The 24,409-nt window shown below is 71.6% G+C and carries 19 protein-coding genes and 2 pseudogenes; 12 read left to right on the top strand and 9 right to left on the bottom strand.

Annotated features, from left to right (window positions below; genetic code table 11):
* Positions 1-14: 14 nt before the first annotated feature.
* On the bottom strand, positions 15-3,917 hold the full coding sequence (locus AC1P0E_RS01460; RefSeq protein WP_482740310.1) for an nSTAND1 domain-containing NTPase: 3,903 nt from the start codon (positions 3,915-3,917) through the stop codon (positions 15-17).
* 131 nt (positions 3,918-4,048) lie between these two features.
* Positions 4,049-5,368 (bottom strand): MFS transporter, encoded by a 1,320-nt coding sequence (locus AC1P0E_RS01455; RefSeq protein ID WP_482740309.1) that lies wholly within the window; start codon positions 5,366-5,368, stop codon positions 4,049-4,051.
* A gap of 72 nt (positions 5,369-5,440) precedes the next feature.
* Between AC1P0E_RS01455 and AC1P0E_RS01450 the strand changes: the two are divergent.
* Together AC1P0E_RS01450 and AC1P0E_RS01445 are read left to right on the top strand one after the other, a co-directional pair.
* Positions 5,441-6,500 (top strand): annotated as a pseudogene (locus AC1P0E_RS01450) (GlxA family transcriptional regulator).
* A gap of 44 nt (positions 6,501-6,544) precedes the next feature.
* Positions 6,545-6,880 (top strand): type B 50S ribosomal protein L31, encoded by a 336-nt coding sequence (locus AC1P0E_RS01445; protein ID WP_482740308.1) that lies wholly within the window; start codon positions 6,545-6,547, stop codon positions 6,878-6,880.
* 7 nt (positions 6,881-6,887) lie between these two features.
* Here AC1P0E_RS01445 and AC1P0E_RS01440 read toward each other — a convergent pair whose 3' ends face one another.
* Positions 6,888-7,196 (bottom strand): hypothetical protein, encoded by a 309-nt coding sequence (locus tag AC1P0E_RS01440; protein WP_482740307.1) that lies wholly within the window; start codon positions 7,194-7,196, stop codon positions 6,888-6,890.
* A gap of 181 nt (positions 7,197-7,377) precedes the next feature.
* Between AC1P0E_RS01440 and AC1P0E_RS01435 the strand changes: the two genes are divergently transcribed.
* Entirely contained in the window at positions 7,378-7,578 is a 201-nt protein-coding gene (locus AC1P0E_RS01435; protein ID WP_482740306.1) for a hypothetical protein, read from the top strand.
* 296 nt (positions 7,579-7,874) lie between these two features.
* On the opposite strand, the gene AC1P0E_RS01430 is transcribed toward AC1P0E_RS01435, so the two are convergent.
* Positions 7,875-8,888, bottom strand: coding sequence for an iron-containing redox enzyme family protein (locus AC1P0E_RS01430; protein WP_482740305.1), 1,014 nt, complete (start codon positions 8,886-8,888; stop codon positions 7,875-7,877).
* Positions 8,885-10,432: an FAD-dependent oxidoreductase gene (locus AC1P0E_RS01425; protein WP_482740304.1), complete on the bottom strand. Its 1,548-nt coding sequence runs from the start codon at positions 10,430-10,432 to the stop codon at positions 8,885-8,887. Before AC1P0E_RS01425 ends, AC1P0E_RS01430 begins: the two co-directional genes overlap by 4 nt.
* A 59-nt stretch (positions 10,433-10,491) precedes the next feature.
* Here AC1P0E_RS01425 and AC1P0E_RS01420 point away from each other — a divergent pair, with 59 nt between their 5' ends.
* From AC1P0E_RS01420 to AC1P0E_RS01390, 7 genes and pseudogenes are all read left to right on the top strand, one after another.
* Complete coding sequence (locus tag AC1P0E_RS01420) at positions 10,492-11,142, top strand: HemK2/MTQ2 family protein methyltransferase (protein ID WP_482740303.1); 651 nt, start codon at positions 10,492-10,494, stop codon at positions 11,140-11,142.
* Positions 11,126-11,320: pseudogene (locus AC1P0E_RS01415) on the top strand (CDGSH iron-sulfur domain-containing protein); the annotation flags it as partial. The gene AC1P0E_RS01420 and the pseudogene AC1P0E_RS01415, both read left to right, overlap by 17 nt.
* Before the next feature lie 93 nt (positions 11,321-11,413).
* On the top strand, positions 11,414-11,830 hold the full coding sequence (locus AC1P0E_RS01410; RefSeq protein WP_482745613.1) for a CBS domain-containing protein: 417 nt from the start codon (positions 11,414-11,416) through the stop codon (positions 11,828-11,830).
* A gap of 218 nt (positions 11,831-12,048) precedes the next feature.
* Complete coding sequence (locus AC1P0E_RS01405; protein WP_482740302.1) at positions 12,049-13,239, top strand: acyl-CoA dehydrogenase family protein; 1,191 nt, start codon at positions 12,049-12,051, stop codon at positions 13,237-13,239.
* A 132-nt stretch (positions 13,240-13,371) separates the two neighbouring features.
* Positions 13,372-14,298 (top strand): oxygenase MpaB family protein, encoded by a 927-nt coding sequence (locus AC1P0E_RS01400; RefSeq protein WP_482740301.1) that lies wholly within the window; start codon positions 13,372-13,374, stop codon positions 14,296-14,298.
* Entirely contained in the window at positions 14,280-16,526 is a 2,247-nt protein-coding gene (locus AC1P0E_RS01395; protein ID WP_482740300.1) for a tetratricopeptide repeat protein, read from the top strand. Before AC1P0E_RS01400 ends, AC1P0E_RS01395 begins: the two co-directional genes overlap by 19 nt.
* 50 nt (positions 16,527-16,576) lie before the next feature.
* Positions 16,577-18,127, top strand: coding sequence for a phytoene desaturase family protein (locus tag AC1P0E_RS01390; protein ID WP_482740299.1), 1,551 nt, complete (start codon positions 16,577-16,579; stop codon positions 18,125-18,127).
* Between the two features lie 21 nt (positions 18,128-18,148).
* On the opposite strand, the gene AC1P0E_RS01385 is transcribed toward AC1P0E_RS01390, so the two are convergent.
* The gene (locus AC1P0E_RS01385; protein ID WP_482745612.1) at positions 18,149-19,912 is read right to left on the bottom strand and encodes a serine hydrolase domain-containing protein; all 1,764 of its coding nucleotides are present in this window, start codon (positions 19,910-19,912) and stop codon (positions 18,149-18,151) included.
* A 222-nt stretch (positions 19,913-20,134) separates the two neighbouring features.
* Here AC1P0E_RS01385 and AC1P0E_RS01380 point away from each other — a divergent pair, with 222 nt between their 5' ends.
* Positions 20,135-21,247 (top strand): NAD(P)H-dependent flavin oxidoreductase, encoded by a 1,113-nt coding sequence (locus AC1P0E_RS01380; protein ID WP_482740298.1) that lies wholly within the window; start codon positions 20,135-20,137, stop codon positions 21,245-21,247.
* Positions 21,244-22,800: an acyl-CoA synthetase gene (locus AC1P0E_RS01375; protein WP_482740297.1), complete on the top strand. Its 1,557-nt coding sequence runs from the start codon at positions 21,244-21,246 to the stop codon at positions 22,798-22,800. The genes AC1P0E_RS01380 and AC1P0E_RS01375 overlap by 4 nt, the downstream gene beginning before the upstream one ends.
* Before the next feature lie 15 nt (positions 22,801-22,815).
* Here the strand turns inward: AC1P0E_RS01375 and AC1P0E_RS01370 are convergent, their stop codons facing one another.
* From AC1P0E_RS01370 to AC1P0E_RS01360, 3 genes are read right to left on the bottom strand one after another with little or no spacing between them, the layout of a single operon-like run.
* Positions 22,816-23,124 carry an Asp23/Gls24 family envelope stress response protein gene (locus AC1P0E_RS01370; RefSeq protein WP_482740296.1) on the bottom strand — a complete coding sequence of 103 codons (309 nt, stop codon included), beginning with the start codon at positions 23,122-23,124 and terminating at the stop codon, positions 22,816-22,818.
* Positions 23,121-23,750 (bottom strand): Asp23/Gls24 family envelope stress response protein, encoded by a 630-nt coding sequence (locus tag AC1P0E_RS01365; RefSeq protein WP_482740295.1) that lies wholly within the window; start codon positions 23,748-23,750, stop codon positions 23,121-23,123. Before AC1P0E_RS01365 ends, AC1P0E_RS01370 begins: the two co-directional genes overlap by 4 nt.
* Positions 23,741-24,331, bottom strand: coding sequence for an RNA polymerase sigma factor (locus tag AC1P0E_RS01360; RefSeq protein ID WP_482740294.1), 591 nt, complete (start codon positions 24,329-24,331; stop codon positions 23,741-23,743). Before AC1P0E_RS01360 ends, AC1P0E_RS01365 begins: the two co-directional genes overlap by 10 nt.
* Positions 24,332-24,409 lie beyond the last annotated feature (78 nt).

Below are 24,409 nucleotides of genomic sequence, written 5' to 3'. Positions count from 1 at the left end.
TTTCTGATCCCCGTTCATCTTCCGTCAGGCTTCCGGTTCGTCGGCTTAGATCCGTTCGGTCCGTTCAGTCCGTTCGGTCCGGCCCTTCGAGCCTGGGCCGTGAAGCCGGCGGCTGTCGAGGAGCCGGCTGTCTCCTGATGCGACAGGAAACGGGAAACGCCCTGGGAAACAACCCTCACGTCGGTGTTCCACAGCCGTACCGTGCCGTCATTGCTGCTGCTGACCAGGGCGTGCGTCCGCGGGTCGAACACGACGCCCCAGACCGCGCCGCTGTGGCCGGTGAGAGTGGCGGTGAGCCGGTGGCGCGTGGTGTCCCAGAGGCGCACCGTGCCGTCACTGCCGCTGCTCGCCAGCGTCGCGCCGTCCGTACCGGCGCTCGAATCGAAGGCGACCGCCCGCACCGCGCCGCTGTGGCCCGTAAGCGTGGCGGTGACGCGCTGGTCCGCCGCGTTCCACAGACGCACCGTCCCGTCGTTTCCGCTGCTCGCCAGCGTCCGCCCGTCCGGGCTGTACGCCACACCGCGCACCGAACCCGTGTGTCCGCGCAGCACCGCGCGCACCCTGCGGTCCGCCACGCCCCACAGCCGCACCGTCAGGTCGTCACCGCCCGCCGCGAGCGTCGAGCCGTCCGGGCTGAACGCGACGGCGTTCGCGAAATCCTGATGGCCCGTGAGGGTGGTGAGCAGTCTGTGGCGGCGTACGTCCCAGAGCTTGACCGTACGGTCGGCGCCGGCGGAGGCGAGGAGGCGTCCGTCGGGGGAGAAGGCGACGCCGAAGACGGAGCCGGTGTGTCCGGTGAGGGTGGTGAGGAGTCTGTGGCGGCGTACGTCCCAGAGTCTGACCGTACGGTCGGCGCCGGCGGAGGCGAGGAGGCGTCCGTCGGGGGAGAAGGCGACGCCGAAGACGGAGCCGGTGTGTCCGGTGAGGGTGGTGAGGAGCCTGTGGCGGCGTACGTCCCACAGCTTGACCGTACGATCCACGCTCGCCGACGCCAGCAGCCGCCCGTCCGGCGTGACCGCCGACTGCCAGGCCTCGGCGAACGGCCGCGCGGTCAGCGCTTCCCGGTCCAGGTCCCACAGCACCACCGACTGGTCGAAGCCCGCCGTCGCCACCACGTTGCCGCTGCTGACGGCGGCGCCGAGCACGTAGTCGGTGTGCCCGGCCGGCGTGGCGGTCACCCGGTGGCTCGCCGTGTCCCACACCTTCGCCACACCGTCCCCGCCGGCGCTCACGACGGTCGCTCCGTCCGCGCCGTACGCCACCGCGTTGACATCGTCGCTGTGGCCGGTGAGCGTGGCCCGGATCCGGTGGCGGCGCACGTCCCAGATCTTGACCGTACGATCCGCACTTCCCGAGGCCACGCTGCCCCCGTCCGGGCTGAAGGCGACCCCCAGAACGCCGTCGCTGTGCCCTCGCAGCGTCGCCCGCGACGTGCGCGCGGCCACGTCCCAGATTCTCACCGTGCGGTCCGACGAGCCGGAAGCGACGCTGCGCCCGTCGGCGCTGAAAGCGACCCCGTACACGCCGTCGCCGTGGCCCCGTAACGTCGCCCGGACCTGCCTGCGCACCACGTCCCAGACGCGCACCGTCCCGTCGGCACCGCCCGATACGAGGCTCCGCCCGCCCGGGCCGAAGGCGACCGACCGTACGGCGCCGCCGTGGCCGAGCAGCGTCCCGGCCTGCTGACGGTCCGGCACACTCCACAGCCGTACCGTCCCGTCGTAGCCCGCCGACGCGACGAGCCTCCCGTCCGGGCTGAACGCCACGGAGATCACCGGACCGCCGTGGCCCGTGAGCGTGTCCACGGGGCGGCGGTGGCCCGCCCCTCCCCACAGCCGCACGGTGCCGTCCGAACTGGCCGATGCCAGCAACTTGTCGTCGGGGCTGAACGCCACGCTGTTGACCGGCCCCGTGTGCCCGGTGAGACGACCCGCGAAGGACTGCGCCTGTGTACTGAGCAGCGCGCCGCGCGCCTCGGTGGTCGGCGCCGTGCGGTACGCCTCGGCCGCCAGGCGCATCGACGCCTCGGGCTGCCCCGACGCCAGCGCGCCGGACTGGACCGCCATCGCCTGCGACTGGGCGACCCGGCGCTCGTCGACGGCGCGGGACCGCTGGTGGAACGCCGTTCCGCCCGCGAGGAGCGCCAGTACGAGCAGCGCTCCCAGCAGCACCAGCAGTCTGCGGTGAGTGCGGACCTGCCGCCGCTGTGCCTGCTTTCCGGCCACCTCCTGCGCACTGCTCGCGTCCAGGAACTCGGTTTCGTACGGACCGAGTTCGGCCCGCCCGTCGGTCTGCTGAGCCCATTCGTGCACGGCGGCGAGCCGCGTCCCCCGGTACAGGAGCCCGGGATCGCGGTCGTCACGCACCCACTGCGCGGCGGCCTCGGCGAGCTGCTGGTGGATGAGCAGCCCGGCCCGGTTGGTGCCGATCCAGCCGCGCAGCCGGGGCCAGGCACGCAGCAGCGCCTCGTGGGTGATCTCCACCGCGTCGCTGTCCACGGTGACGAGCCGGGCCCGTACGAACGCGTCGAGGGCCGTCTCCACCGCGCGGCGGTCGGGCAGTTGCTCCAGCAGCAGCTCGCGGCTCGCCCGGCGCCGCGTCGCCGTGTCGCTGTCCCCGCCCTCGTTGCCTCCGCTGTCCCCGGCGCCGACCTGGACCAGTCGCACCAGCACCCGTCGCGCCATCTCCTGCTCGCCGGGGCGGAGCCGGGTGAACACCGCTTCGGCCGTCCGTGCGATCGCGCCGTGGATGCCGCCGGTCGTCTCGTAGCCCGCGACGGTCAGCGTGCGGTCGGTGCGTTGCTGCCAGGTGACCAGCAACGCGTGGGCGAGCAGGGGCAGTGCGCCGGGCGAGGCCGGTGTGAGGTCGTCCTGGCTGCCCTGCCCAGTGCCTTTGGCTCCCACGTCACGCAGCAGCAGGCCGACGAGACCGGGCTCCATGGCCAGCCCCGCGCGCTGGGCGGGAAGCGTGATGGACGCGCGCAGTTCGGCGCCGGTCATCGGACCGAGCGCGAACAGACCGTGCGAGAAGACGGCCGCCAGCTCAGGGTGGTCGAGGCACCGGCCGCTGAAGTCGGCCCGTACCCCCAGCACCACGACAGCGGGCGGTTGTTCGACGTCCCCTTCGGTGGGGGTGGCGAGCGCGGACAGCACCGCGACGAACGCGCGCCGCTCCGCCTCTTGCGCGCACAGCGTGAACGTCTCCTCGAACTGGTCGACCAGCAGCACCAGCCGCCCCCGCCCCGCCGCGAGCAGCGGCCGTACGGCGTCGGCGAATGCCCGCGGCCGCACCGGCAGCGACTCCGGGCTCACCCCGAGCTCCGCCCCCAGCGCCTCGGTCACGCATCGCACCAGCTCCTTCAGCGGATGCGCGGTGGGCGTGCACATCACCACCGGCCAGCCGCTCGACCCCTCCACCGGCAGGGCGCCGCGCCGCAGCGCGGGGACCAGACCGGCCCGCAGCAGTGAGGACTTCCCCGCTCCGGAGGAGGCCACCACCGCGAGCGGCCCGCCGCCGGCGCGTTCGGCGAGCCGGCCGACCAGCTCGGCCGTGGCCCGCTCCCGGCCGAAGAACCACTGGGCGTGCTCGGGCCCGAAGGCCGCGAGGCCCCGGTACGGGCACACCGCGTCGGCCGGGGCGGGGAGTTGGGGCGTCGTCTGCGTCGTCTGCGTCGTCGTCGGCCGGCGCGCGGGCGGTACGTCGGCCACCAGTCGTACGAGCGCGCCGCCCGCGCCCAGTGCCTCGTCGCAGCGCCTGGCCACGTCGGGCGTCGGTGGTTTGCCGCCGTTCTCGATCTTGCTGAGGTAGCCCTTGCTGTAATGGACCGACCGGGCCAGTGCCGTGAGCGAGACGCCGCGCTCACTCCGCAGGCGCCGCAGTTCTTCCCCGAAGGAGCATGCGCCCCGAACCCCGTCCATGCGGGGCACCGTACAGGCCGATTACGGTCAGTTTCCTAACGTAGTAATGCTTTTGCCTGAATTCCGGCCGGTGTGGCTTGCGAGTCCGGGGGGCGGGGTAAGTGGCCGGGTCCTCCGCTCTTCCACGCGCCTCAGGCCGCCGCTCGCGGCCGTACGACCATCAGCGCCAGCAGCGCACCGGCCCCGCACAGCGCGCCGACGCCCACCCACAGCGGGTCGTACGAACCGAACGCGTCCCGGGCCGCGCCGCCCGCGAACGCGGCGAGCCCGGCGCCCAGTTGGTGCGCCGCTCCGACCCAGCCGAAGACGATGGCGCTGTCCTTGCCGTACAACTCCCGGCACAGCGCGAGCGTCGGCGGCACCGTGGCGACGTCGAGCAGCCCGAAGAGTACGACGAAGGCCACCAGGGGTGTGTCGACGTGGGCCGTCAACAGCAGCGGCAGGGTGAGCAGAGTGAGACCGCGCAGTGCGAAGTAGGCGGCGAGCAGGCGCCGGGGGTCGAGTCGGTCGGTCAGCCAGCCCGAAGCGACCGTTCCCGCGACGTTGAAGACGCCGATCGTCGCGAGCAGTGACGAGGCGACGGTGGCGGGCATGCCGTGGTCGTGCGCGGCCGGGGTGAAGTGCGTCCACATGACACCGTTCGTCGACGCGCCGCAGATCGCGAACGTCGCGGCGAGCAGCCAGAAGGGACCGGTGCGCGCCGACCGTGCGAGCACGTGAACGGTCCGCAGGGCCGCCCCGGGAACGCGCGCGTGCCGTTCCCGGGAAGCGTTCTCCGCTTCCTCCGCTCTCTCCGCGTCCTGTGGAGCCCCGTACGGCCGTAGTCCGACATCCATCGGACGATCGCGCAGCAGCAGGAGTACGAGCGGCAGGGTGATCAGCGTCGCCACGACGAGCGTCACGGTCCCGGCGCGCCACATGTACCGCTCGGTGATCCAGGACAGCAGCGGCAGGAACGCGAACTGCCCGAACACGCCGGCCGCGGTGAGCGCACCCGTGACCAGTCCGCGGTGGCGTACGAACCAGCGATCGGTGACGGTCGCGGCGAACGCCATGGCCATCGACCCGCAGCCCGCACCGACGAGGGCGCCCCAGGCGAGTACGAACTGCCAGGGTTCCGTCATCACCGTGGTGAACAGCGCTCCGGTCGCGACGGCAGCCAGCGCGCCGCCGACGACCCGGCGCATCCCGAAGCGGTCCATCAGCGCGGCCGCGAACGGCGCGGTGAGGCCGTACAGGATCATGTTCACCGACGCGCCGAGCCCGATCGTGGAGCGCGACCAGCCGAACTCCCGGTGGAGCGGGCCGGTCAGCAGCCCCGCCATGGTGGTGAAGGCCCCGGCCGCGACGATCGCCAGGGCGGCGACCGACGCGACCAGCCAGGCCCGGTGCACGCCTGCCCGTCGCGGCGGCCGCTCGTGTGGACTCTCCGTGAGCCGAATCTGAACCATGCGTCCGACCCTGCGCCCGGGACGTGCACCCGTACCAGTGGCGAGAAGGCCGTGGTGTGAAAGAATCTCGCCATGCCGGCCGAGACAGCAATCCGCAGCTTCCGCACCTCAGGGGACCTGCACCGGGTCGCCGTCCTGGTGCGTGACGGGCTGCTCACCATGGAACTGGGCATCGTCCACCGGCTGTTCGGACAAGCCGTCTCGTCCGGCGGCGAACCCCTCTACGAGGTCCTCACCTGCACACCCGAGCCCGGTGACATCCGCACGGACGCCGATTTCACCGTCCACGTCGCGCACGGTACGGACATCCTCACCGAGGCCGACACCGTGATCGTCCCGGCCTCCGACGAGGACTACACGCCCCGCGCCGCGCCCCACCTGCCGCCCGGCCTGGCGAAGGCCCTGGACCGGATCCGCCCCGGCACGCGCATCGCCTCCATCTGCACCGGCTCCTTCGTCCTGGCGGCGGCCGGGCTGCTCGACGGGAAGCGCGCCACGACGCACTGGCGCTCAGCCGCCGATCTCCAGCGGCTCCACCCGGATGTACGTGTCGACCCGGACGTGCTCTACACCGACGAGGACGGCGTCCTCACGGCGGCGGGCGTGGCCTCCGGCATCGACCTGTGCCTGCACATGATCCGCAGCGACCACGGCTCACGGGTGGCCAACGAGGTGGCCCGCGGCACGGTCGTCCCGCCGCACCGCGACGGCGGCCAGGCGCAGTACATCCCGCGTCCCGTCACGGCCCCGCGCCAGTCGTCCACGCAGCCCGCCCGCACGTGGGCCCTCGAGCACCTGGACCGCCCCATCAGCCTGCGCGAGCTCGCCGACCGCGCCGCAATGAGTACGCGCACGTTCTCGCGCCGGTTCTGCGAGGAGGGCGGGCAGACGCCGGTCCAGTGGCTCACCGGGCAGCGCATCGACCGCGCACGGCAGCTGCTGGAGGAGACGGACCTGCCGGTCCCGGGTGGCGGCGGCGGTCGGCTTCGGTACGGCGGTCTCGCTGCGCCAGCATCTGCACGCGGCGCTGGGGGTCTCGCCGAGCGCCTACCGCTCCACGTTCAGGGGCGCGGCAGTGCGCGGGGGAGCGGGCGCGGCGGCGACGGATGCCGACGGGCGCGGTCCGGCTTAGCCTGAGAAGGCCCGACCCGTACGCGCGTACTTCCCGTACTCGCCGTGCAACGAGGCAAGGAGCCAGATGTGAAGCCGGACGCCAGCATCTCCTACCAACAGGTGGTCTTCAGGGACCGGTCCGCGGGGTACGCGTTCCTCACCCGGTCGACCGCCACCAGCGAGAAAACCATCGAGTGGGACGACGGCAACACGTATCCCGTCGTCGATGTCGAGATCTCCTCGGAGAGCCACCCGTTCTACACCGGCAAGGCCCGGACAGTGGACACGGAGGGGCGGATCGCGCAGTTCGAGCGGCGGTACGGGCAGGAAGGGCAGGGCGGGCAGGACGGACAGGGCAGCGAGGGCGGTCCGGCCGCTGGGGGCCAGTCGCCCGCGTAGCCGTCGGCTACAAGTCTTCCAGTTCCTCGTCGAGGCCTTCGAGCTCTTCGTCGAGACCCTTGAGTTCGTCGTCCTCTTCGTCCTCGTCGGGGGCGTCCGGATCGATGTCCGGCTCCTCCTCGGAGAGCAGCTGGTCGAGCGACTCGCCCCGATGAGCCTCCTCCGCCGTGTTGCCGAAGAACTCCGCGGGGGACCAGTGCTCGGGGGGCGCGATGCCCGCGTCGAGCGGGTCGTACTCCAGATCGTCGCTCTCGAGCGTGTCCTGTGCGTCGAGCACGCCGTCGTCCTCAGGAGGAACCGTGTTGTCTTCGCTCATGTGTCCCACTCCGTGCCTCGTCCGGCCCGATTGGGCTGCCCCTCATTGCCCACGCTCCCGCAGGCAGCCGCCCCTCGCATCCGGAACAGAAGAAGGCCACAGGGTCAGGAGATGTTCACCGGATGCGGTGCGGGTACGCGAGAACCAGAATGCCGACTGATCGACGAAACAAGGAGGCGGTATGAGCGAGGAATCCGTTTCGAGGCCGAAGCAGTCGGAGGTGACACCCGACAGCCTGCTGCACACCGGTGCCACCGACGACGTGACGCCCGAGGACCTGGTGCTCTCCTCGGGGCGTGACGTGACTCCGGCGACGCTGGAGTGGGCGCGGCGCCGGCTGGAGAAGGAGGGCCGAGCGGCGATCGACACGCAGCTTCCTTAGTGCCGCGACATCACACCCGTACGCACGCACTGCGCCCCGCACAGGCCGTCCTGTGCGGGGCGCAGGACGTGATGACGCCCGCCCTGCGCGCCATCGGCGCACCTGGGCCACCATCGGCGACGAGGCGGGCGGGAGGGTACGTCGGCGCCCTGTCCGAGGCCGTACGCAGGACGGGGCCGCCCGGCGTCGTCCCTCGGGTCCAGGACGCGGCCCACGGCCGACCGCGTCCTGGTGGAGCCGTACGCGCCCCGCGGAGGGCGTGCGCCGCCCCAGGGGCCTGACCCGCGCGCTGGAGCTCACCGGGGCGATGCCGGGCGGCTGATGCCGGGCGCTGCGGGCCGCAGCGAACTGCGGCCCTCCCGCCAGGCGCCCAGTACGTGCTCCTCCCAGCGCGTCTCCAGCAGCACGCTCGCCCTGATGCCGAACGCGACGTCCCCGGCCAGCTCCGGCTCCCTGGCGAGCAGGTCCCCGATCACGTCGCGCCGCATCACCTGCTCGTGCACGGCGTCCGCCTCGATGTGCTCGGTGAAGAAACGCGTGCACTCCTCGCCCGCGCCCAGCCGCTCCAGAGCCTTCGCCATCCGGCGCGCGCCCGGCGGAGAGGTGATCTCCAGCGTGGCGAAGTTCCCGACCATGGCGCCGCGCAGCGCGCGGTGCAGCCCGAAGAGCGACATCGCGTTGACGGGGGCGAGGGTGACGGCCGGCGCGAAATCGAGGTACAGGCCGTAGCGCGCGTCCATTCCCGCGCCCTCCATCAGGCCGGCGAACAGCCTGGCGTGCACGTTCTCACCGCGCCCGCCGCCGAACTCGTCGAACTCGACCGCCACCAGCGACGCCTTGGCCTGCCCCTCCAGCCGTGGGATCACCCATGCCTGCGGGTCGGCCTCCTTCAGCTGGTAGAGCGAGCGGTGGGCGAGGTACTCACGCATGCGCTCCCAGGTGCCGTCGTGCATCAGCTCGTGGGAAACACCCTGCCCTTCGACCGGCTCGGCGAGCAGCGCGTCCAGCTCGGCCGTCACGTCGTCGCCGCCGGGTGCCTCGACGCGCAGCGCACCCAGGAACGCGTCCTCCAAGGCGCCGCGCAGCCGCAGCAGTTCCAGGTCCCACTCCCGTGCGTCGGAGACACCCTGGAAGCCCCGGTAGTGCGGCTCGTACGCCATGTAAAGAGCCAACTGGAGATCGTCCCCGAACGGATCCGCGGAAGCGGCTTCGTCGAGCGGTGGCCGGGACGGGGGAGACCCGACCAGTATGTCCCGCACGGCGCCCGAGAGGGGCCCGCGAGCGGAGGGCAGCTCAGGTGCGGCCGTCATTCGTCGTCGTCCTCCTCCTCGAAGCCGTGCACCCGTTCGAGCGGGTGCACGGCCGGTCCCTGGAGCACCTCGCCCCCGGTCCCGAATCGCGACCCGTGGCACGGGCACTCCCAGGTGCGTTCCGCGTCGTTGAACCGGACCAGGCACCCCAGGTGCGTACACCGGGCCGACAGCGCGTGCAGCTCACCCGCTTCGTCGCGGTGCACCGCCACATGACGTGCTCCACTGCGCACCACCGCGCCCCCGCCGGGCGGGATCTTGGAGGCGGGCCCGCCTCCTGTCACGAACGGCAGCCTGTCGCCCACGAAATGACCGGCCGCGGCGGCCTGGAACCGCATCAGCGACGGGGCCTCCTTGAGAGGCTGCAAACGCACCGGGTCGTACAGGTCCGTCCACGGCAGCTTCTGTCCGGTGATCCGCGCGGCGAGCAACCTGCCCGACATCACGCCGCCGGCCATGCCCCAGCCGTTGAAGCCCGCCGCCACGAAGGTGTGACGCGCGCGCGCATGCAGCGCGCCCACGAAGGGGACGCCGTCCGTCGTCTCGTTGTCCTGGGCGGCCCAGCGATGCGTGAGCCGTACGTCCGGGAAGCGCTGCGTGGTCCACTGCTCCAGCCGCTCGTACCGTTCCTCCACGCGGCCCGCTCCCGGGGTGAACTTCTCTCCCGTCACAATGAGCAGGCGCTCACCTTCGCCGTACGGAGCGGTCCGCACCGAACGCGTCGTTCCCTCGGGCGTCAGGTACATCCCCAGCGGGTCCCGCTCGGCCGGAATCACCCCCGCCACGACCAGCTCGCGGTGCGGCTTCAGCCGTGCGAAGAGCAGCGAACGGTCGAAGAGCGGGTAGTGCGTGGCGACCACGACGTCGCGGGCCGAGACGGTGCGTCCGTCCTCCGTCGTCAGCCGGCACGGTTCGCCCTCGCGCAGCCCGACGATCCGGGTCCCCTCGAAGACCTGCCCGCCGCGCCGCTCCAGATCGGCGACAAGAGCGAGCAGGTACTTGCGCGGATGGAACAGGGCCTGGTCCTCCACGCGCACCGCGCCCGCGACGGGGAACGGCAGCCCCGTCTCCTTCACGTACGACGCGGGCAGCCCGGCGGCGCCTGCGGCCTGCGCCTCCGCCTCGACCGTATGGGCCTCCTCGGCCGTTTCGGCGTACGTGAACGCGGGGGCGCGCTCCAGGTCGCAGTCGATCCCCAGTTCCTCGCACACGGCCACCACATGGCCGATGGCGTCCTGCTGCGAACGGGCGTACAGGGCGGCGCCCTGCGCGCCGCGGGTGCTGTTCAGCCGCTGGTAGACGATCCCGTGCAGGGCCGAAAGCTTCGCCGTGGTGTGGCCGCTCACTCCGGCGGCGACCCGGTTCGCCTCCAGCAGTGCGACCGTCCTCCCGGCCCGGGCAAGCTCCCAGGCCGTACAGATCCCGGCGATGCCCGCGCCGATCACCGCCACATCCACGTCGAGACCGTCGGGCGGCCGGGGCCGCGCCGGGTCGTCGCCGTACTCCATCCAGTACGAACCGGGGCGGACGGGGACATCCCTCATTTGCTGCTCCTTCTGGAAGGTGCCGTTACGACCAGGGCTCTTCGAGGTACCCCCGTCCCATGCGCCTACTCAGACCACCCGGTGTCTACGCCCCACTGGAAGACACCGAACTCCTCGCAAGAGTGACCCGGGAGGAGCCGCGGACGCCCGGTGCCGACGTGCTCGACGTCGGCACCGGTACAGGGGCTCTCGCCCTGGTGGCCGCCGAATGCGGCGCCGCCAGTGTCACCGCGACCGACCTGTCGCGCAGAGCCGTCCTCGCGGCCCGGTTCAACGCCAGGCTGCGAGGACACCCCATCCGGGTCCACCGAGGCGACCTGCTGACCTCGTTCGCGGGGCGGAGCTTCGATCTGATCCTTTCCAATCCACCGTACGTCGCTTCACCCGGCGGCGTACCGGCGAAGAGCGCGGACCTGGCCTGGTGGGCGGGCGCGGACGGCCGCGCGGTGCTGGACAGGCTGTGCGTCCAGGCACCGCCCCTGCTGAGGGAGGGCGGCGTACTCCTTCTGGTGCAGTCCGCGCTGTCCGGGGCGGGCGCGACCGTGGAGGCCCTGACCGCCCAGGGGCTGCGGGCTACGGCCGTGGCCCAGGAGACAGTGCCGTACGGACCGGTGATGCGGCGGCACGCGGCCTGGCTGGAGGCCCAGGGCCTGGTGGCCCCGGGCGAGACGAAAGAGGAACTGGTGGTCATCCGTGCCTGGCGAGACTGAGAGTTCCCGAGCGCAGGACGGCCGGCCGGCCCGACGGGTCGTCGTCGACCCCCAGGGCCCGGTGCTCGTTGAGGGACCGGTCGAGATCACGCTGGAGGACGGCACGACCGCCCGCTCCGACCGGTTCATGGTGGCCGTCTGCACCTGCCGGCGCAGCCGCCGCTATCCCTGGTGCGACACGAGCCACCGCCGCAGAACGGTTGCCCGTCCCGCGCCCGGGTACCCGGACGGTTCCAGCGAACGGCCCGTCAACCCCGAATCAGGAGAGACGATGACAACCGCACGCCAGATCATGTCCAAAGGTACGGAGTGCGTGGGCGAGCAGGAAACCCTGGCGGACGCCGCCCGGTTGATGACGCGCCTCGGCGTGGGCGCTCTGCCCATCTGCGGCACCGACGAGAAGCTCAAGGGCATGCTGACCGACCGCGACATCGTGGTGCGGGCGCTCGGCGCCGGCAAGGACCCGAACGCGACGAAGGCCTCCGAACTCGCTCAGGGCGAGGTGGTGTTCGTACAGGCCGACGACAACGTCGAGCAGGTGCTGCGCAAGATGACGCAGCACAAGGTGCGCAGGCTCCCGGTGATCGACGACCACCGGCTGGTCGGCATGATCGCCCAGGCGGACGTCGCCAAGGCGCTGCCCGAACCGCAGGTCGGTGACCTCCTGGAGGCCCTGTCCACCGACTGACCGTGAGGACGCCCAGAGGGACGTTCTGGTGGTATCCGGTCATGGACCGATCCGGCGGGCAGCGCGTTCCACGCGCTGCCCGCCGAGCGCGTCAGCCTCCGTCGCGCGCATTCACGGGCACGGCGACCGCGGCGATCGGGTGCGGGAAGCCCTTCCGGATTCTTGCAACACGTTCTAGTGTGGCGCCGCCGTAGGGAACGCGACACTCTGGAGGGGCCGTGCACCTCGAATACACGCCTGAGCAGACGCGGTTGCGCACCGACCTGCGTGCGTACTTCGCCGAGCTGGTGCCCGACAACGCGTACGCCCGGTACGCCGAGCCGGCGGCCCAGAAGCGCTTCTACCGCGCCACCGTCCGCCGCCTCGGCGCGGACGGCTGGCTGGGTGTCGGATGGCCCGAGGAGTACGGAGGGCGAGGGCTCTCACCGATGGAGCAGTTCATCTTCTTCGACGAGGCCGCCCAGGCCGGCGTGCCGCTGCCGCTGATGGCCCTCAACACCGTGGGCCCCACGATCATGCATTTCGGTACGGACGAACAGAAGGCGTACTTCCTCCCCAAGGTTTTGGCCGGGGAGATCGACTTCGCGATCGGCTACAGCGAGCCCGACGCGGGCACCGACCTCGCCGCCCTGAAGACCCGCGCCGTACGCGAGGGCGACGAGGCCACCGGCCACTACACCGTCAACGGGCAGAAGATCTGGACCACCAACGGCGACACCGCCGACTGGGTCTGGCTGGCCGTCCGGACGGACCCGGACGCACCGCCCCACAAGGGCATCACCATGCTGCTCGTACCGACGAGCGACCCCGGCTACTCCTGCACCCTCATCAACACGCTCGCCTCGCACGACACCACCGCCAGCTACTACGAGAACATCCGCGTCCCCGTCTCCCGTCGCGTCGGCGACGAGAACAAGGGCTGGCGCCTCATCACCAACCAGCTCAACCACGAACGCGTCACCCTCGCCGCCCACGGCACCATGGCCGTCCGCGCGCTCCACAACGTCCAGCGCTGGGCCGCCGGTACCAAGCTTGCGGACGGGCGCCGCGTCATCGACCTCGGCTGGGTCCGCGGACGGCTCGCGAAGACCCACACCAGGCTCGACGCGATGAAGCTCCTCAACTGGCAGATGGTCTCCGCCCTCCAGAACTCCACCCTCACCCCGCAGGACGCCTCCGCGGTAAAGGTCTACGGCTCCGAGGCGCGCCGCGACGCCTACGCCTGGCTGATGGAAGTTCTCGGCGCGGCAGGCCCGTTGAAAGAGGGCTCGGCGGGCGCCGTCCTGCACGGCGAACTAGAACGCGGCTACCGCAGCGCCGTCATCTTCACCTTCGGCGGCGGCAACAACGAGATCCAGCGCGAGATCATCTCGTGGATCGGCCTGGGAATGCCTCGAGTACGCCGCTGAGGGCCTGCGCACGGCCGGCGGTTTCTGAGTACCCAGCGCGTGATCGACTTCCTTGACCGGCGCGTTCGGCCGGCGCCACATGACGGCCGTCGGCGTTAGCGTGGCCGTACCGGCCAGGCAGGAGGTAGGGGCATGGGCGACGCCGACCCGGGGCTTTTCGGGCCCCAATCGGTGACCTGGCAGATGCATGGCGACCCGATGATGTGGATCGCGGGCGTACGGGCGCTCTATCTCCAGGCACTGCACCCGCGCGCGGTACGGGGCGTTCTGCAGAACAGCGACTTTCGACGGGACGCGTGGGGGCGGTTGCTGCGTACCGCCTCGTTCGTCGGCACGATCACCTACGGCACCACGGAAGCCGCCGAACGGGCCGGCGCCCGGGTGCGCAAGATACACAGCATGCTGGGGGCCACCGACCCGGACACCGGCGAGCGGTACGGCGTCGGCGAGCCGGAGCTGCTGCTGTGGGTGCACTGCGCCGAGGTCGGCTCGTACCTGGACGTCGCGCGCCGCTCCGGCCTCCCGCTCAGCGACGCCCAGGCGGACCAGTACCTCGACGAACAGCGCGAAGGCGCCCGCCTGGTCGGCCTCGACCCGGCGCGGGTCCCGGGGACGACGGCCGGGCTCGCCGCCTACTTCGAGAAGGTCCGGCCGGAACTCGCCGCCGGACCCGAAGCCCGCGAAGTCGACGATTTCCTCCGCAGACCCCCGGTGCATCCGCTGCTCGTACCGGCGCGCGCACTCCTGTGGCGGCGCGTGGCCGCTCTGGCGTACGCCTCACTGCCCCCTTACGCCCATGAGCTGTACGGCCGCCCCGCCGCGGCGCCGGACACGGTGACGCGCAGGCTCGCCGTAACCGGAACGGCCCTGCGCTGCATCCCTTCCCGTGTGCGGTGGCAACTGCCGCCCGGTCACATTCTGAAGGCAATGGCGCGCCTCGGCGCCTATGCGCGCCCCGCACCGTACAAACTCCGCAGACAGGCGGCCATACTGGACGGGCCGGGGAGGGCGCAGCGGAGTGACGGGGGCGACAGCACGAGATGGCGGACACCAGGCTGATCCAAGGCCGGTACCGGCTGCTCGATCTGATCGGGCGCGGGGGCATGGGCGAGGTGTGGCGTGCCCACGACGAGTCGCTGGGGCGCAAGGTCGCCGTGAAATGCCTCAAGCCGGTGGGGCCTCAGCACGACCCGTCCTTCACCGGAGTGCTGCGCGAACGCTTCCGCAGGGAGGCGCGCGTCGCGGCCGCGCTGCAGCACCGCGGCGTCACCGTCGTCCATGACTTCGGTGAGCACGAGGGCGTGCTCTATCTCGTCATGGAACTGCTGGACGGGCGCAACCTCAGCCAGCTCCTGGAAGACAACAGGGCGCACCCGCTGGACGTCGCCGATGTCGTCGACATCGCGGAACAGGTCGCCTGGGCCCTCGCCTACACGCATGAACAGGGCATCATCCACCGGGACCTGAAACCCGCCAACATCATGCGGCTCGCCGACGGCACGGTGAAGATCTGCGACTTCGGCATCGCGCGCCTGGGCCACGACATCGGCTTCACGTCCCGGCTCACCGGAACCGGGATCGCCATGGGCACCCCGCACTACATGTCGCCGGAGCAGATCGGCGGCGTCGAGGTGGACCACCGCAGCGACCTCTACTCGCTGGGGTGTGTGCTGTACGAGATCGCCACCGGCGTTCCGCCGTTCGATCTCGACGACGCCTGGGCGGTACTTGTAGGCCATCGCGACACGCAGCCCGAGCCGCCGCGAACCCACCGCCCGGACCTTCCCGGGTTCTTCGACCGCATCGTCCTCGACCTGCTCGCCAAGACCCCCGAGGAACGGCCCGCCGACTCCAGGGAACTGGCGCACCGCCTGACCGCGGGGCGCGCGTCCGGCCCGGCCGCCGCATTCGCACCGCGCCCGTCGGCCGTGCGCCCCGAACAGCCGCCCTCCCGCGCCCCCCGCCTGCCGTCCTGGACGCGCGGTATGACCACCGGCCACAAGGCGAGTGGTACGTGGACGCTGCCGCAGACCCCGCCCGACCACTCCGCCGGCCTGACGGGGGAGTGGACCACCGGCGTCGGTCTGCGGGCCGCTGCCGCCGTCCCGGCCGCGCGCCGGCCGGAGCGGCCGACACCCCCGCCCGAGGTACTTGCCGTACTCAACAGCAGGCACAACGCCGGTCTCAGCCTCGGCCGCCTCGGCCGCTGGAACGAGGCGGGCGAGGTGCACCGCGCGGTCGCCGCCGAGCGCGAACACGCCCTGGGCCCCGACCACCCCGACACCCTCGCCAGCCACTACGAGGTCGGCTTCACCCTCAGCCGGACCGGGCGCGCCGCCGACGCCCTGCGCGAGTTCGGCCGCGTGGCCGAGGGCCGCGAGCGCACCATGGGCCCCGACCACCCCGAGACCCTCGCCGCGCGCCAGGAGACGGCGTACGTACTCGGGCAGCTCGGCCGGCACTTCGAGGCACACCAGGTGTACGCCGCCGTCCTCGCCTCCCGGGAAAGCACGATGGGGGCCGACCACCCGGACACGTTGCGCTGCCGGCACAACCTGGCGTTCAACCTGAGCAGGCTGGGGCGCCTGGAGGACTCGTACCGTATGGCACACGAGGTCGCCACGACGCGCGCCAGGGTGCTCGGCGCGACGCACCCGGACACGCTCGTCACGCGGTACGAAGTCGCGTACGCGCTGGGGCAGCTCGGGCGCTGGGCGGAGGCCCTCCAGACGTACCGAGAGGTCGCCCAGGCCCGCGCGCTGGCGCTCGGCGCCGACCATCCCGACACCCTCGCCGCCCGTTACGAGGTCGGCATCAGCCTGGGCCGGCTCGGCCGCAGCGCGGAGGCCCTGGAGCTCTACCGGGCGCTGGTCGACGACCGCACCCGGGTGCAGGGACCGGCCGATCCCGAGACGCTGCGCGCCCGGCACGGCCTCGGCGTCAACCTGGGCCGTCTCGCCCGCTGGGAGGAGGCCCTGGCGGAGGCTCGCGACGTATGCGCGATTCGCGAGCGCGTTCTTGGTGCCGACCACCCGGACACCCTCGTCAGCCGCCGGGAGGTCGCCGTCGGCCTCGGCTGGCTCGGCCGCTGGTCCGACGCCCTCACCGTCTACCGGCAGGTCGCCGAGGCCCGCGAACGCGTCCTGGGCGCCGATCACCCCGACGCTCTCGCCAGCCGCAATGACGAGGCGCACTGCCTGGAGCAGCTCGGGCGCGGCGCGGAGGCCGTCGAGCTGTACCGGCGGGTGGCCGCCCTGCGGCAGCAACGCGGAGCGCAGAGCCACTGAGTCCGGGGTAGCCGAAGACGTACGCGAAGACAGACAGGAGTGCGCACGCCATGCCCGTACAGGACAGCTATGACGTCGTGATCGTCGGCGGCGGCCACAACGGCCTGGTCGCCGCCGGCTATCTGGCCCGGGCGGGGCGCTCCGTGCTCGTGCTGGAACGCCTGGACCGCACCGGCGGCGCAGCGGTGTCCACCCGGCCCTTCCCGGGTGTCGACGCCCGGCTCTCCCGCTACTCCTACCTGGTGTCACTGCTCCCTCAGCGGATCGTCCACGATCTGGGGCTGGAGTTCGCCGTACGCAAGCGCACCGTCTCCTCGTACACGCCGAGCGGACGCGGCGGCCTGCTGGTCGGCGGCGGCGCCGACAGGACCCGGGAATCGTTCGCCCGGCTCACGGGCGGCGATGCGGAGTTCACGTCCTGGCAGTCCTTCTACGCCGTCATGCGACGCGTCGCCGAGCGCGTCTTTCCCACGCTCACCGAACCGCTGCCCACCCGGGACGCGCTGCGGGCCCGTATCGGTGACGAGGCGGCCTGGAGGATGCTCTTCGAGGAGCCGCTCGGTGTCGCGATCGAGGAGCACTTCGCCAACGATCTCGTACGGGGCGTAGTCCTCACCGACGCCCTCATCGGCACCTTCGCCGATGCCCATGATCCGAAGCTGCTCCAGAACCGCTGCTTCCTTTACCACGTGATCGGCGGGGGCACGGGCGACTGGGACGTTCCCGTGGGCGGCATGGGAGCGCTCACCGACGCGCTCGCGAACGCCGCCAGGGCAGCGGGCGCCGAGATCGTCACCCGCCATGAGGCGACCCGTGTCGACACCGACGGAAGCCGCGCCGAAGTGACCTTCCGGAGCGACACGGGTGAGGCCACTGTCGCCGCCCGGAACGTTCTCGTGAACGCCTCTCCGGAGGCGCTCGAAAAGCTCCTCGGGGACGAGCCTTCCGCCTCCGCATCCGCCGAAGGGGCGCAGCTCAAAGTCAACATGCTGCTGCGCAGACTTCCGCGCCTGCGCGACCGTTCCGTGGAACCGGAAGAAGCGTTCGCGGGAACGTTCCATGTCGCCGAAGGGTACGGTCAATTGGCGGCCGCGTACGGCGAAGCCGCGTCGGGGCGGCTGCCGAGCGCACCACCCTCCGAGATCTACTGCCACTCCCTGACGGACCCCTCGATCCTCGGCCCGGAACTCGCCGCACACGGGTACCAGACCCTGACCCTCTTCGGCCTGCACACGCCGGCCCGCCTCTTCGCCCACGACAATGAAGCGGCCCGCGCCGAACTCCTGGCGGCGACTCTCGCCCAGCTCGACACCTACCTCGAAGAACCCCTCACCGACTGCCTCGCGCTCGACGAGAACGGCCGCCCCTGCATCGAGGCGAAGACCCCGCTCGACCTCGAAAGCGAACTGCGGCTGCCCGGCGGCAACATCTTCCACCGCCCACTGTCTTTCCCGTACGCCGACGAGTCCGCCGGGACCGGCCGGTGGGGCGTCGAGACGGCGTACGCGAACGTCATGCTGTGCGGGGCGGGCGCCGTCCGCGGCGGGGGCGTCAGCGGCATTCCCGGCCACAACGCGGCGATGGCAGTGCTCGGGCGCTGACGGAGCCGGGCCGGTCGCCGGTCAGTCCTCGGACGCTGTCCAGCCCGTCGCCTCGATGCGGGCCGCGTCCGCGGGCCTCGCCTCGTCGAAGAGCGTGCGGCGGCCGTCGTCGACCCGCAGGCCGTCGACGTACGCTCCCCGTCCGACGTACAGCGTGTCGGTCCGGTAACGCCAGCGCAGACGCACTTCCTCGCCGCCCCAGGCCGCCAGGTCCGCGCTGAGCCGGTGCCAGACGCGCCCGGACCAGCCGGTGACCGCGCCCGCCGGGTGCGACCGCGGCTCATGCCCCTTGCGTACGGTCGTGAACGGCACCACCTGCCAGGTGCCGCCCCCGTCCCCCGAGGCCTCCAGGAAGAGCCGGTCGGAGCCGGGTTCGGTGTCCCACCACAGCGAGCAGCGCAGCCGTGGACGGTCCGAGGGTGCGGCGAGGGCAGGCAGACTGAGGGCGGGCAGGGTGAGCGTGGCTGTCGTGGCCGAGGCCATGCCGGAGAACCAGGCGGTCCGGCCGTGAGTCGGGCGTACCGCGACGGCGCGGGCCATGTTGTTGGCGGCGGCTACGCGCGGGGCGCTTCCGGAGCGCCAGCTGCGCACCGGGTGGACCGAGTTCCCCAGTACGACGAGGAAGGAGTCGGTCGAGGGGTCGAGAACGAGACTGGTGCCGGTGAAGCCGGTGTGGCCTGCGGTCTTCGGAGCGGCCATCGCGCCCATGTACCAGTGCTGGTAGAGCTCGAAGCCGAGGCCGTGCTCATCGCCGGGGAAGGCGGTGTTGAAGTCGGTGAACATCAGCTCCACCGACTCGGGGTCCAGGATCCGCGCCCGCCCGTACGCGCCGCCGTTCAGGAGCGTACGGCCGAGGATCGCGAGGTCCCAGGCGGTGGAGAACACGCCGGCGTGGCCGGCGACGCCGCCGAAGCTGTACGCGTTCTCGTCGTGGACCTCGCCCCACACCAGGCCCCGGTCGAGACCGGACCAGGGCAGTCGCGCGTCCTCGGTGGCGGCGGTCTTCGGCTTCCAGGAGGCTGGCGGATTGAAGCGCGTGCGGTGCATCCCGAGCGGAGCGGTGATCTCGTCGTGGAGCAGTGCGTCCAGAGTGCGACCGGTGATCTCTTCGAGCACCAGCTGGAGCGAGATCAGATTCAGGTCCGAGTAGAGGTACTTGGTACCGGGCGTGCTCGCCGGTGCCTCGTTCCACAGGAGCCGCAGCTTCCCCTCCCGCGTCGGCTCCTTGTAGAGCGGAATCCAGGCACGGAACCCCGACGTGTGCGTGAGCAGCTGGCGCACCGTCATGTCCTGCTTGCCCGCGCCCCCGAACTCGGGGAGATACGTGGCGACCTTCGCCTCCAGCTCCAGCGTGCCGCGCTCGATCTGCTGCACGGCGAGCATGGAGGTGAAGAGCTTCGAGACCGACGCCAGGTCGAAGACCGTGTCCTCGGCCATCGCGATCCGCCGGTCCGCCGGGAGCTCCACCGCCGTGTCGGTCTTCTCGTCGTACGCCGCATAGCGCACAGCCGATCCGATCGCCCGATGCAGCGCCACTGTGCCGCCACGCCCGGCGAGCAGGACCGCGCCCGCGTACCAGGGGTGCTTGGGGGAGGGGCCGAGATAGCGCTCGGCGTCCGTGACGAGCTGGTTCAGGGGCCCGGGGAGGAGTCCGGCGCGTTCGGGTGAACCTCGGCGCAGCGTCGGCCGTCCGCCGTCGGCGCCGTCCGTCGCTGCCCGGTTCGCCGCCGCGCCCGCGCGCCCGGCGGCCAGTGGCGCGAGCACCAGGGCGCCGCCCAGTGCCATGATGCCGCCGCCCAGCCTCCGCCGGCTGATTGCTCTGTCCGCTTCCGCCGCACCGTCGGTCACGAGCCACCCCTTGTGAAAGTAACTTCCGACACACGCTCAACAAGTGAAACTTTCTTGCAGGCCGCTGACGCTGTCAACCGCCCCAAGGAAGTCGCAAAATCTGACGCTGCATCAGAAAAACTCTTCCCTCGTCCGCCCCGCTGCGGCATCCTGCCGCTCATGGAGACGGAGCTGAGCAGGAAACTGGGTGTCGAGCACGCCATCTTCGGCTTCACGCCCTTCCCGGCGGTGGCCGCCGCGATCACCCGGGCAGGCGGATTCGGCGTGCTGGGCGCGGTCCGCTACACCGCGCCGGACGAACTCGCGCGCGACCTGGAGTGGATGGCGGAACACACCGACGGCAAGCCGTACGGCCTCGACGTCGTCATGCCCGCGAGGAAGGTCGAGGGCGTGACCGAGGCCGACGTGGAGGCGATGATCCCCGAAGGGCACCGCAGGTACGTCGAGGAAACCCTGGCCAAACACGGCGTACCCGAACTCGCCCCGGGCGAGGCGTCGGGCTGGCGCATCACCGGCTGGATGGAGGAGGTCGCCCGCAACCAGCTCGACGTCGCCTTCGACTACCCCATCAAGCTGCTCGCCAACGCCCTCGGCTCCCCGCCCGCCGACGTCATCACCCGCGCCCACGACCACGGCGTACTCGTCGCCGCCCTGGCGGGCAGCGCCAAACACGCCAAGCGCCACGCCGATGCGGGCATCGACATCGTCGTGGCGCAGGGATACGAAGCGGGCGGCCATACGGGCGAGATCGCCTCCATGGTCCTCGTCCCCGAAGTGGTCGACGCCGTCCGTCCGCTGCCCGTACTCGCCGCCGGAGGCATCGGCAGCGGCGAACAGATCGCCGCCGGTCTCGCGCTCGGCGCCCAGGGTGCCTGGCTCGGTTCGCTCTGGCTCACCACAGAGGAGGCCGACCTCCACTCCCGCGCCCTCACCGCCAAACTTCTCGCAGCCGGCTCCGGCGACACCGTCCGCTCCCGCGCCCTCACCGGCAAGCCCGCTCGCCAGCTGCGCACCGAGTGGACCGACGCCTGGGACGACCCGAGCGGACCCGGGACGCTCCCCATGCCGCTCCAGGGACTGCTCGTGGCCGAGGCCGTCTCCCGTATCCAGAAGTACGAAATCGGGCCCCTGCTCGGCACGCCCGTCGGCCAGATCGTCGGCCGTATGACATCCGAACGCAGCGTCCAGGCCGTCTTCGACGACCTCACCCGTGGCTTCGAACGTGCCGTGGACCGCATCGACCGCATCGCCGGAAGGACCAGCCAGTCATGACGACGAATCAGCCGCCCAACGGCTTCTGGGCCCAGGCGGCCGCGGACCCCGGCCGTACGGTGCTCACCGCCCCCGACGGCGAGGAATGGACGGCGGGACGGCTGCACGCCGCCGTCAACCAACTGGTCCACGGACTGCGGGCCGTGGGCATGCGGCAGGGCGACGCCTTCGCCGTAGTGCTCCCCAATGGCGTCGAGCTCTTCACCGCCTACCTGGCCGCCTCCCAGGCCGGCTTCTACCTCGTTCCCGTGAACCACCACCTCGTCGGTCCCGAGATCGCCTGGATCGTCGCCGACTCGGGCGCGAAAGTCGTCATCGCGCACGAACGCTTCGCCGGAGCCGCCACCGCCGCGGCCGACGAAGCGAAGCTTCCCGGGAACCGCCGTTACGCCGTCGGCGACGTTCCCGGGTTCGTTCCGTACGCGGAACTCCTTGTCGGACAGCCTTCGTACGAGCCAGCCGACCGCACCCTCGGCTGGGTCATGAACTACACCTCGGGAACCACCGGACGTCCGCGCGGCATTCGCCGCCCGCTGTCCGGCAAGCTCCCCGAAGAGTCCTACCTCGGCGGCTTCCTCGGCATCTTCGGCATCCGCCCCTTCGACGACAACGTCCACCTCGTCTGCTCGCCGCTCTACCACACCGCCGTACTCCAGTTCGCGGGCGCCGCCCTGCACATCGGCCATCCGCTCGTACTCATGGACAAGTGGACACCCGAGGAGATGCTGCGCCTCATCGACCGGCACGCGTGCACGCACACCCACATGGTCCCGACCCAGTTCCACCGGCTGCTCGCCCTCCCCGAGGACATACGCGCGTCGTACGACGTGTCCTCGATGCGCCATGCCATCCACGGCGCCGCGCCCTGCCCCGACCACGTCAAGCGGGCGATGATCGACTGGTGGGGCCACTGCGTGGAGGAGTACTACGCGGCCAGCGAGGGCGGCGGCGCCTTCGCGACCGCCGAGGACTGGCTGAAGAAGCCCGGCACCGTCGGCAAGGCGTGGCCGATCAGCGAACTCGCCGTATTCGACGACGAAGGCAACCGCCTGCCGCCGGGCGAACTCGGCACCGTCTACATGAAGATGAGTACCGGCGGCTTCAGCTACCACAAGGACGAAGGCAAGACGAGGAAGAACCGCATTGGGGACTTCTTCACCGTCGGAGACCTCGGCGTACTCGACGAGGACGGTTACCTCTTCCTCCGCGACCGGAAGATCGACATGATCATCTCGGGCGGTGTCAACATCTACCCCGCCGAGATCGAGGCGGCCCTCCTTTCCCACCCCGCCGTCGCTGACGCCGCCGCCTTCGGCATCCCGCACGCGGACTGGGGCGAGGAGGTCAAGGCCGTCGTCGAACCCGCCGAGGGCCACGTTCCCGACGACGCGCTGGCCGCCGGCATCCTGGCGCACTGCGAGCGGCAGCTCGCCGCCTTCAAGCGGCCCAGGACCGTCGACTTCATCGTGACGATGCCCCGCGACCCGAACGGCAAGCTCTACAAGCGCCGACTGCGCGAGCCGTACTGGGAGGGCCACGAGCGCGCCCTCTGAGCGAGCGCCAGGACCTCAGACGATGCCAGTCACAGTCACAGTCACGCTCACCACCGCGGCCGCCGCCCCCACCGCCGCACGAACCGCGCGCGTCACATCCACCGCCCGGTGGCCCCGCACCACCGCCAGCTGTACCTCGATCCGCCACCCACCCGCGCCCTCGGCTGCCCTGGCCCGCACGCCGCCAGAACTCCCAGGCCGCTGCCCCGTCGCCCCGCGCAGCACCTCGGCGATCCCGGGGCGCAGGAACGCCACGCCCGGCACCGCGAGAGCCGCCTCGGCGGCCGCGCGCTCCAGCTGCGTCCTGCTCGTCGGCGTCGTCATCGGCCGCTCCCGTCCCGCTCGTCGACGATCTCGCCTCGAATGTCGTCGAGAATGTCGATCACCCGTACGTCGATGGCCCGCACCGGCATGCCCAGCACCTCCTCGGCAGCCGCTGCCACCCGAGCGCGTACCGCCTCGGAAGCCTCCGGCAGGTTCCACGACAGAGCCACCGCCACCTCGATCTCCACCCGGGCCGCCGGGCCCACCGGTGCGATGCGGCAACTTCCCGTACGTACACCGGGCAGCGCGTCGGCGGCCGCCCGCAGCGCCCTCGCCGCGGCGGACTCGAACACCCAGCTGTCCTCGTCGGGCTCACCGAGAGGCAGCGTGCGGCCGGGCCGCAGCTCCAGGCGCACGATGTCCATCACGCGGTCCGTCACCGCTTCGGCGTCCGGCGCGCCGGATCCCGAGGCGTCCGTGGCTGCCACGCCTTCCACGGCGCGGGCACGGCTGACGAAGTCGTCCAGCACCCGCAGTTCGTCGAGCGCGGCGGCGCAGTGCGGGCAGTCCGCCCGGTGGCCGACGGGGAGACGGGCGTCCCAGACGTCGGCCAGGGAGCGCCCGCACGGCAGCAGTTCGTCGTCCGCGCGATCGTGACCGCCCGCGGGTTGTGCGTTCAGCGCCATGCGCTCATCACCTCCATCAGAGTGCGTCGCGCCCGGAAGATCCGGCCGCGGACCGCCTGATGGCTGATCCCGACGGCGTCCGAGATCTCCTCGTACGGCAGTCCGTGCAGCTCGCGCAGCACCCAGCAGGCCCGCTGTTCCGGCGAGAGCCCGGCCAGCGCCTGTGACAGTTCCTTGAGAGCGGCTCCGGCCTCGGCGGCGCGCGCCGGGGAACCGGTGTGCTCGGGAGCGGCCGGTTCAGGCACGGCGTCCAGGTCTGTCACCGGTCTGCGCGAGCGCAGCAGATTCAGGCAGCGATTGGTGACGATCCGGTACATCCACGTACGGAAGGCGGCTTCTCCCCGGTATTCCGGCAGCCTGCGCCAGGCACTGACGAAAGCGTCCTGCACAGCGTCCTCCGCTTCGGTCCGGTCACCGAGCATACGGAGGGCGAGTTGCAGGAGCACGGGACCGTGGCCGCGTACGAGGGCCTCGAACGCCTCCTCGTCGCCCTCACGGGCCCGCACGGCCAGCAGCGCGTCCTCGTCGTACCTCGACGGATCCTGCGTCGGCTGCGGCGGTTCCTCCCCGTCCCCGGGCACTCGGCGGCTCCTCTCTTACCTGTACTGACATCTGCTTGGACACGCAGACGGCGAATGTGTCACGCGGCCGCCGTGACA

This window comes from Streptomyces sp. TRD_SC_5, assembly GCF_056836825.1.
This window is presented reverse-complemented; position numbering and strand designations above follow the sequence as displayed.

Excerpts from the sequence above, each read along its gene's own strand:
- AC1P0E_RS01380 (WP_482740298.1), top strand. The coding sequence starts at position 20,135 with ATGGAGACGGAGCTGAGCAGGAAACTGGGTGTCGAGCACGCCATCTTC.
- AC1P0E_RS01400 (WP_482740301.1), top strand. The coding sequence starts at position 13,372 with ATGGGCGACGCCGACCCGGGGCTTTTCGGGCCCCAATCGGTGACCTGG.
- AC1P0E_RS01395 (WP_482740300.1), top strand. The coding sequence starts at position 14,280 with ATGGCGGACACCAGGCTGATCCAAGGCCGGTACCGGCTGCTCGATCTG.
- AC1P0E_RS01420 (WP_482740303.1), top strand. The coding sequence starts at position 10,492 with ATGCGCCTACTCAGACCACCCGGTGTCTACGCCCCACTGGAAGACACC.
- AC1P0E_RS01440 (WP_482740307.1), bottom strand. The coding sequence starts at position 7,196 with ATGAGCGAAGACAACACGGTTCCTCCTGAGGACGACGGCGTGCTCGAC.
- AC1P0E_RS01425 (WP_482740304.1), bottom strand. The coding sequence starts at position 10,432 with ATGAGGGATGTCCCCGTCCGCCCCGGTTCGTACTGGATGGAGTACGGC.
- AC1P0E_RS01410 (WP_482745613.1), top strand. The coding sequence starts at position 11,414 with ATGACAACCGCACGCCAGATCATGTCCAAAGGTACGGAGTGCGTGGGC.
- AC1P0E_RS01390 (WP_482740299.1), top strand. The coding sequence starts at position 16,577 with ATGCCCGTACAGGACAGCTATGACGTCGTGATCGTCGGCGGCGGCCAC.
- AC1P0E_RS01435 (WP_482740306.1), top strand. The coding sequence starts at position 7,378 with ATGAGCGAGGAATCCGTTTCGAGGCCGAAGCAGTCGGAGGTGACACCC.
- AC1P0E_RS01430 (WP_482740305.1), bottom strand. The coding sequence starts at position 8,888 with ATGACGGCCGCACCTGAGCTGCCCTCCGCTCGCGGGCCCCTCTCGGGC.
- AC1P0E_RS01375 (WP_482740297.1), top strand. The coding sequence starts at position 21,244 with ATGACGACGAATCAGCCGCCCAACGGCTTCTGGGCCCAGGCGGCCGCG.
- AC1P0E_RS01455 (WP_482740309.1), bottom strand. The coding sequence starts at position 5,368 with ATGGTTCAGATTCGGCTCACGGAGAGTCCACACGAGCGGCCGCCGCGA.
- AC1P0E_RS01370 (WP_482740296.1), bottom strand. The coding sequence starts at position 23,124 with ATGACGACGCCGACGAGCAGGACGCAGCTGGAGCGCGCGGCCGCCGAG.
- AC1P0E_RS01365 (WP_482740295.1), bottom strand. The coding sequence starts at position 23,750 with ATGGCGCTGAACGCACAACCCGCGGGCGGTCACGATCGCGCGGACGAC.
- AC1P0E_RS01385 (WP_482745612.1), bottom strand. The coding sequence starts at position 19,912 with ATGGCACTGGGCGGCGCCCTGGTGCTCGCGCCACTGGCCGCCGGGCGC.
- AC1P0E_RS01460 (WP_482740310.1), bottom strand. The coding sequence starts at position 3,917 with ATGGACGGGGTTCGGGGCGCATGCTCCTTCGGGGAAGAACTGCGGCGC.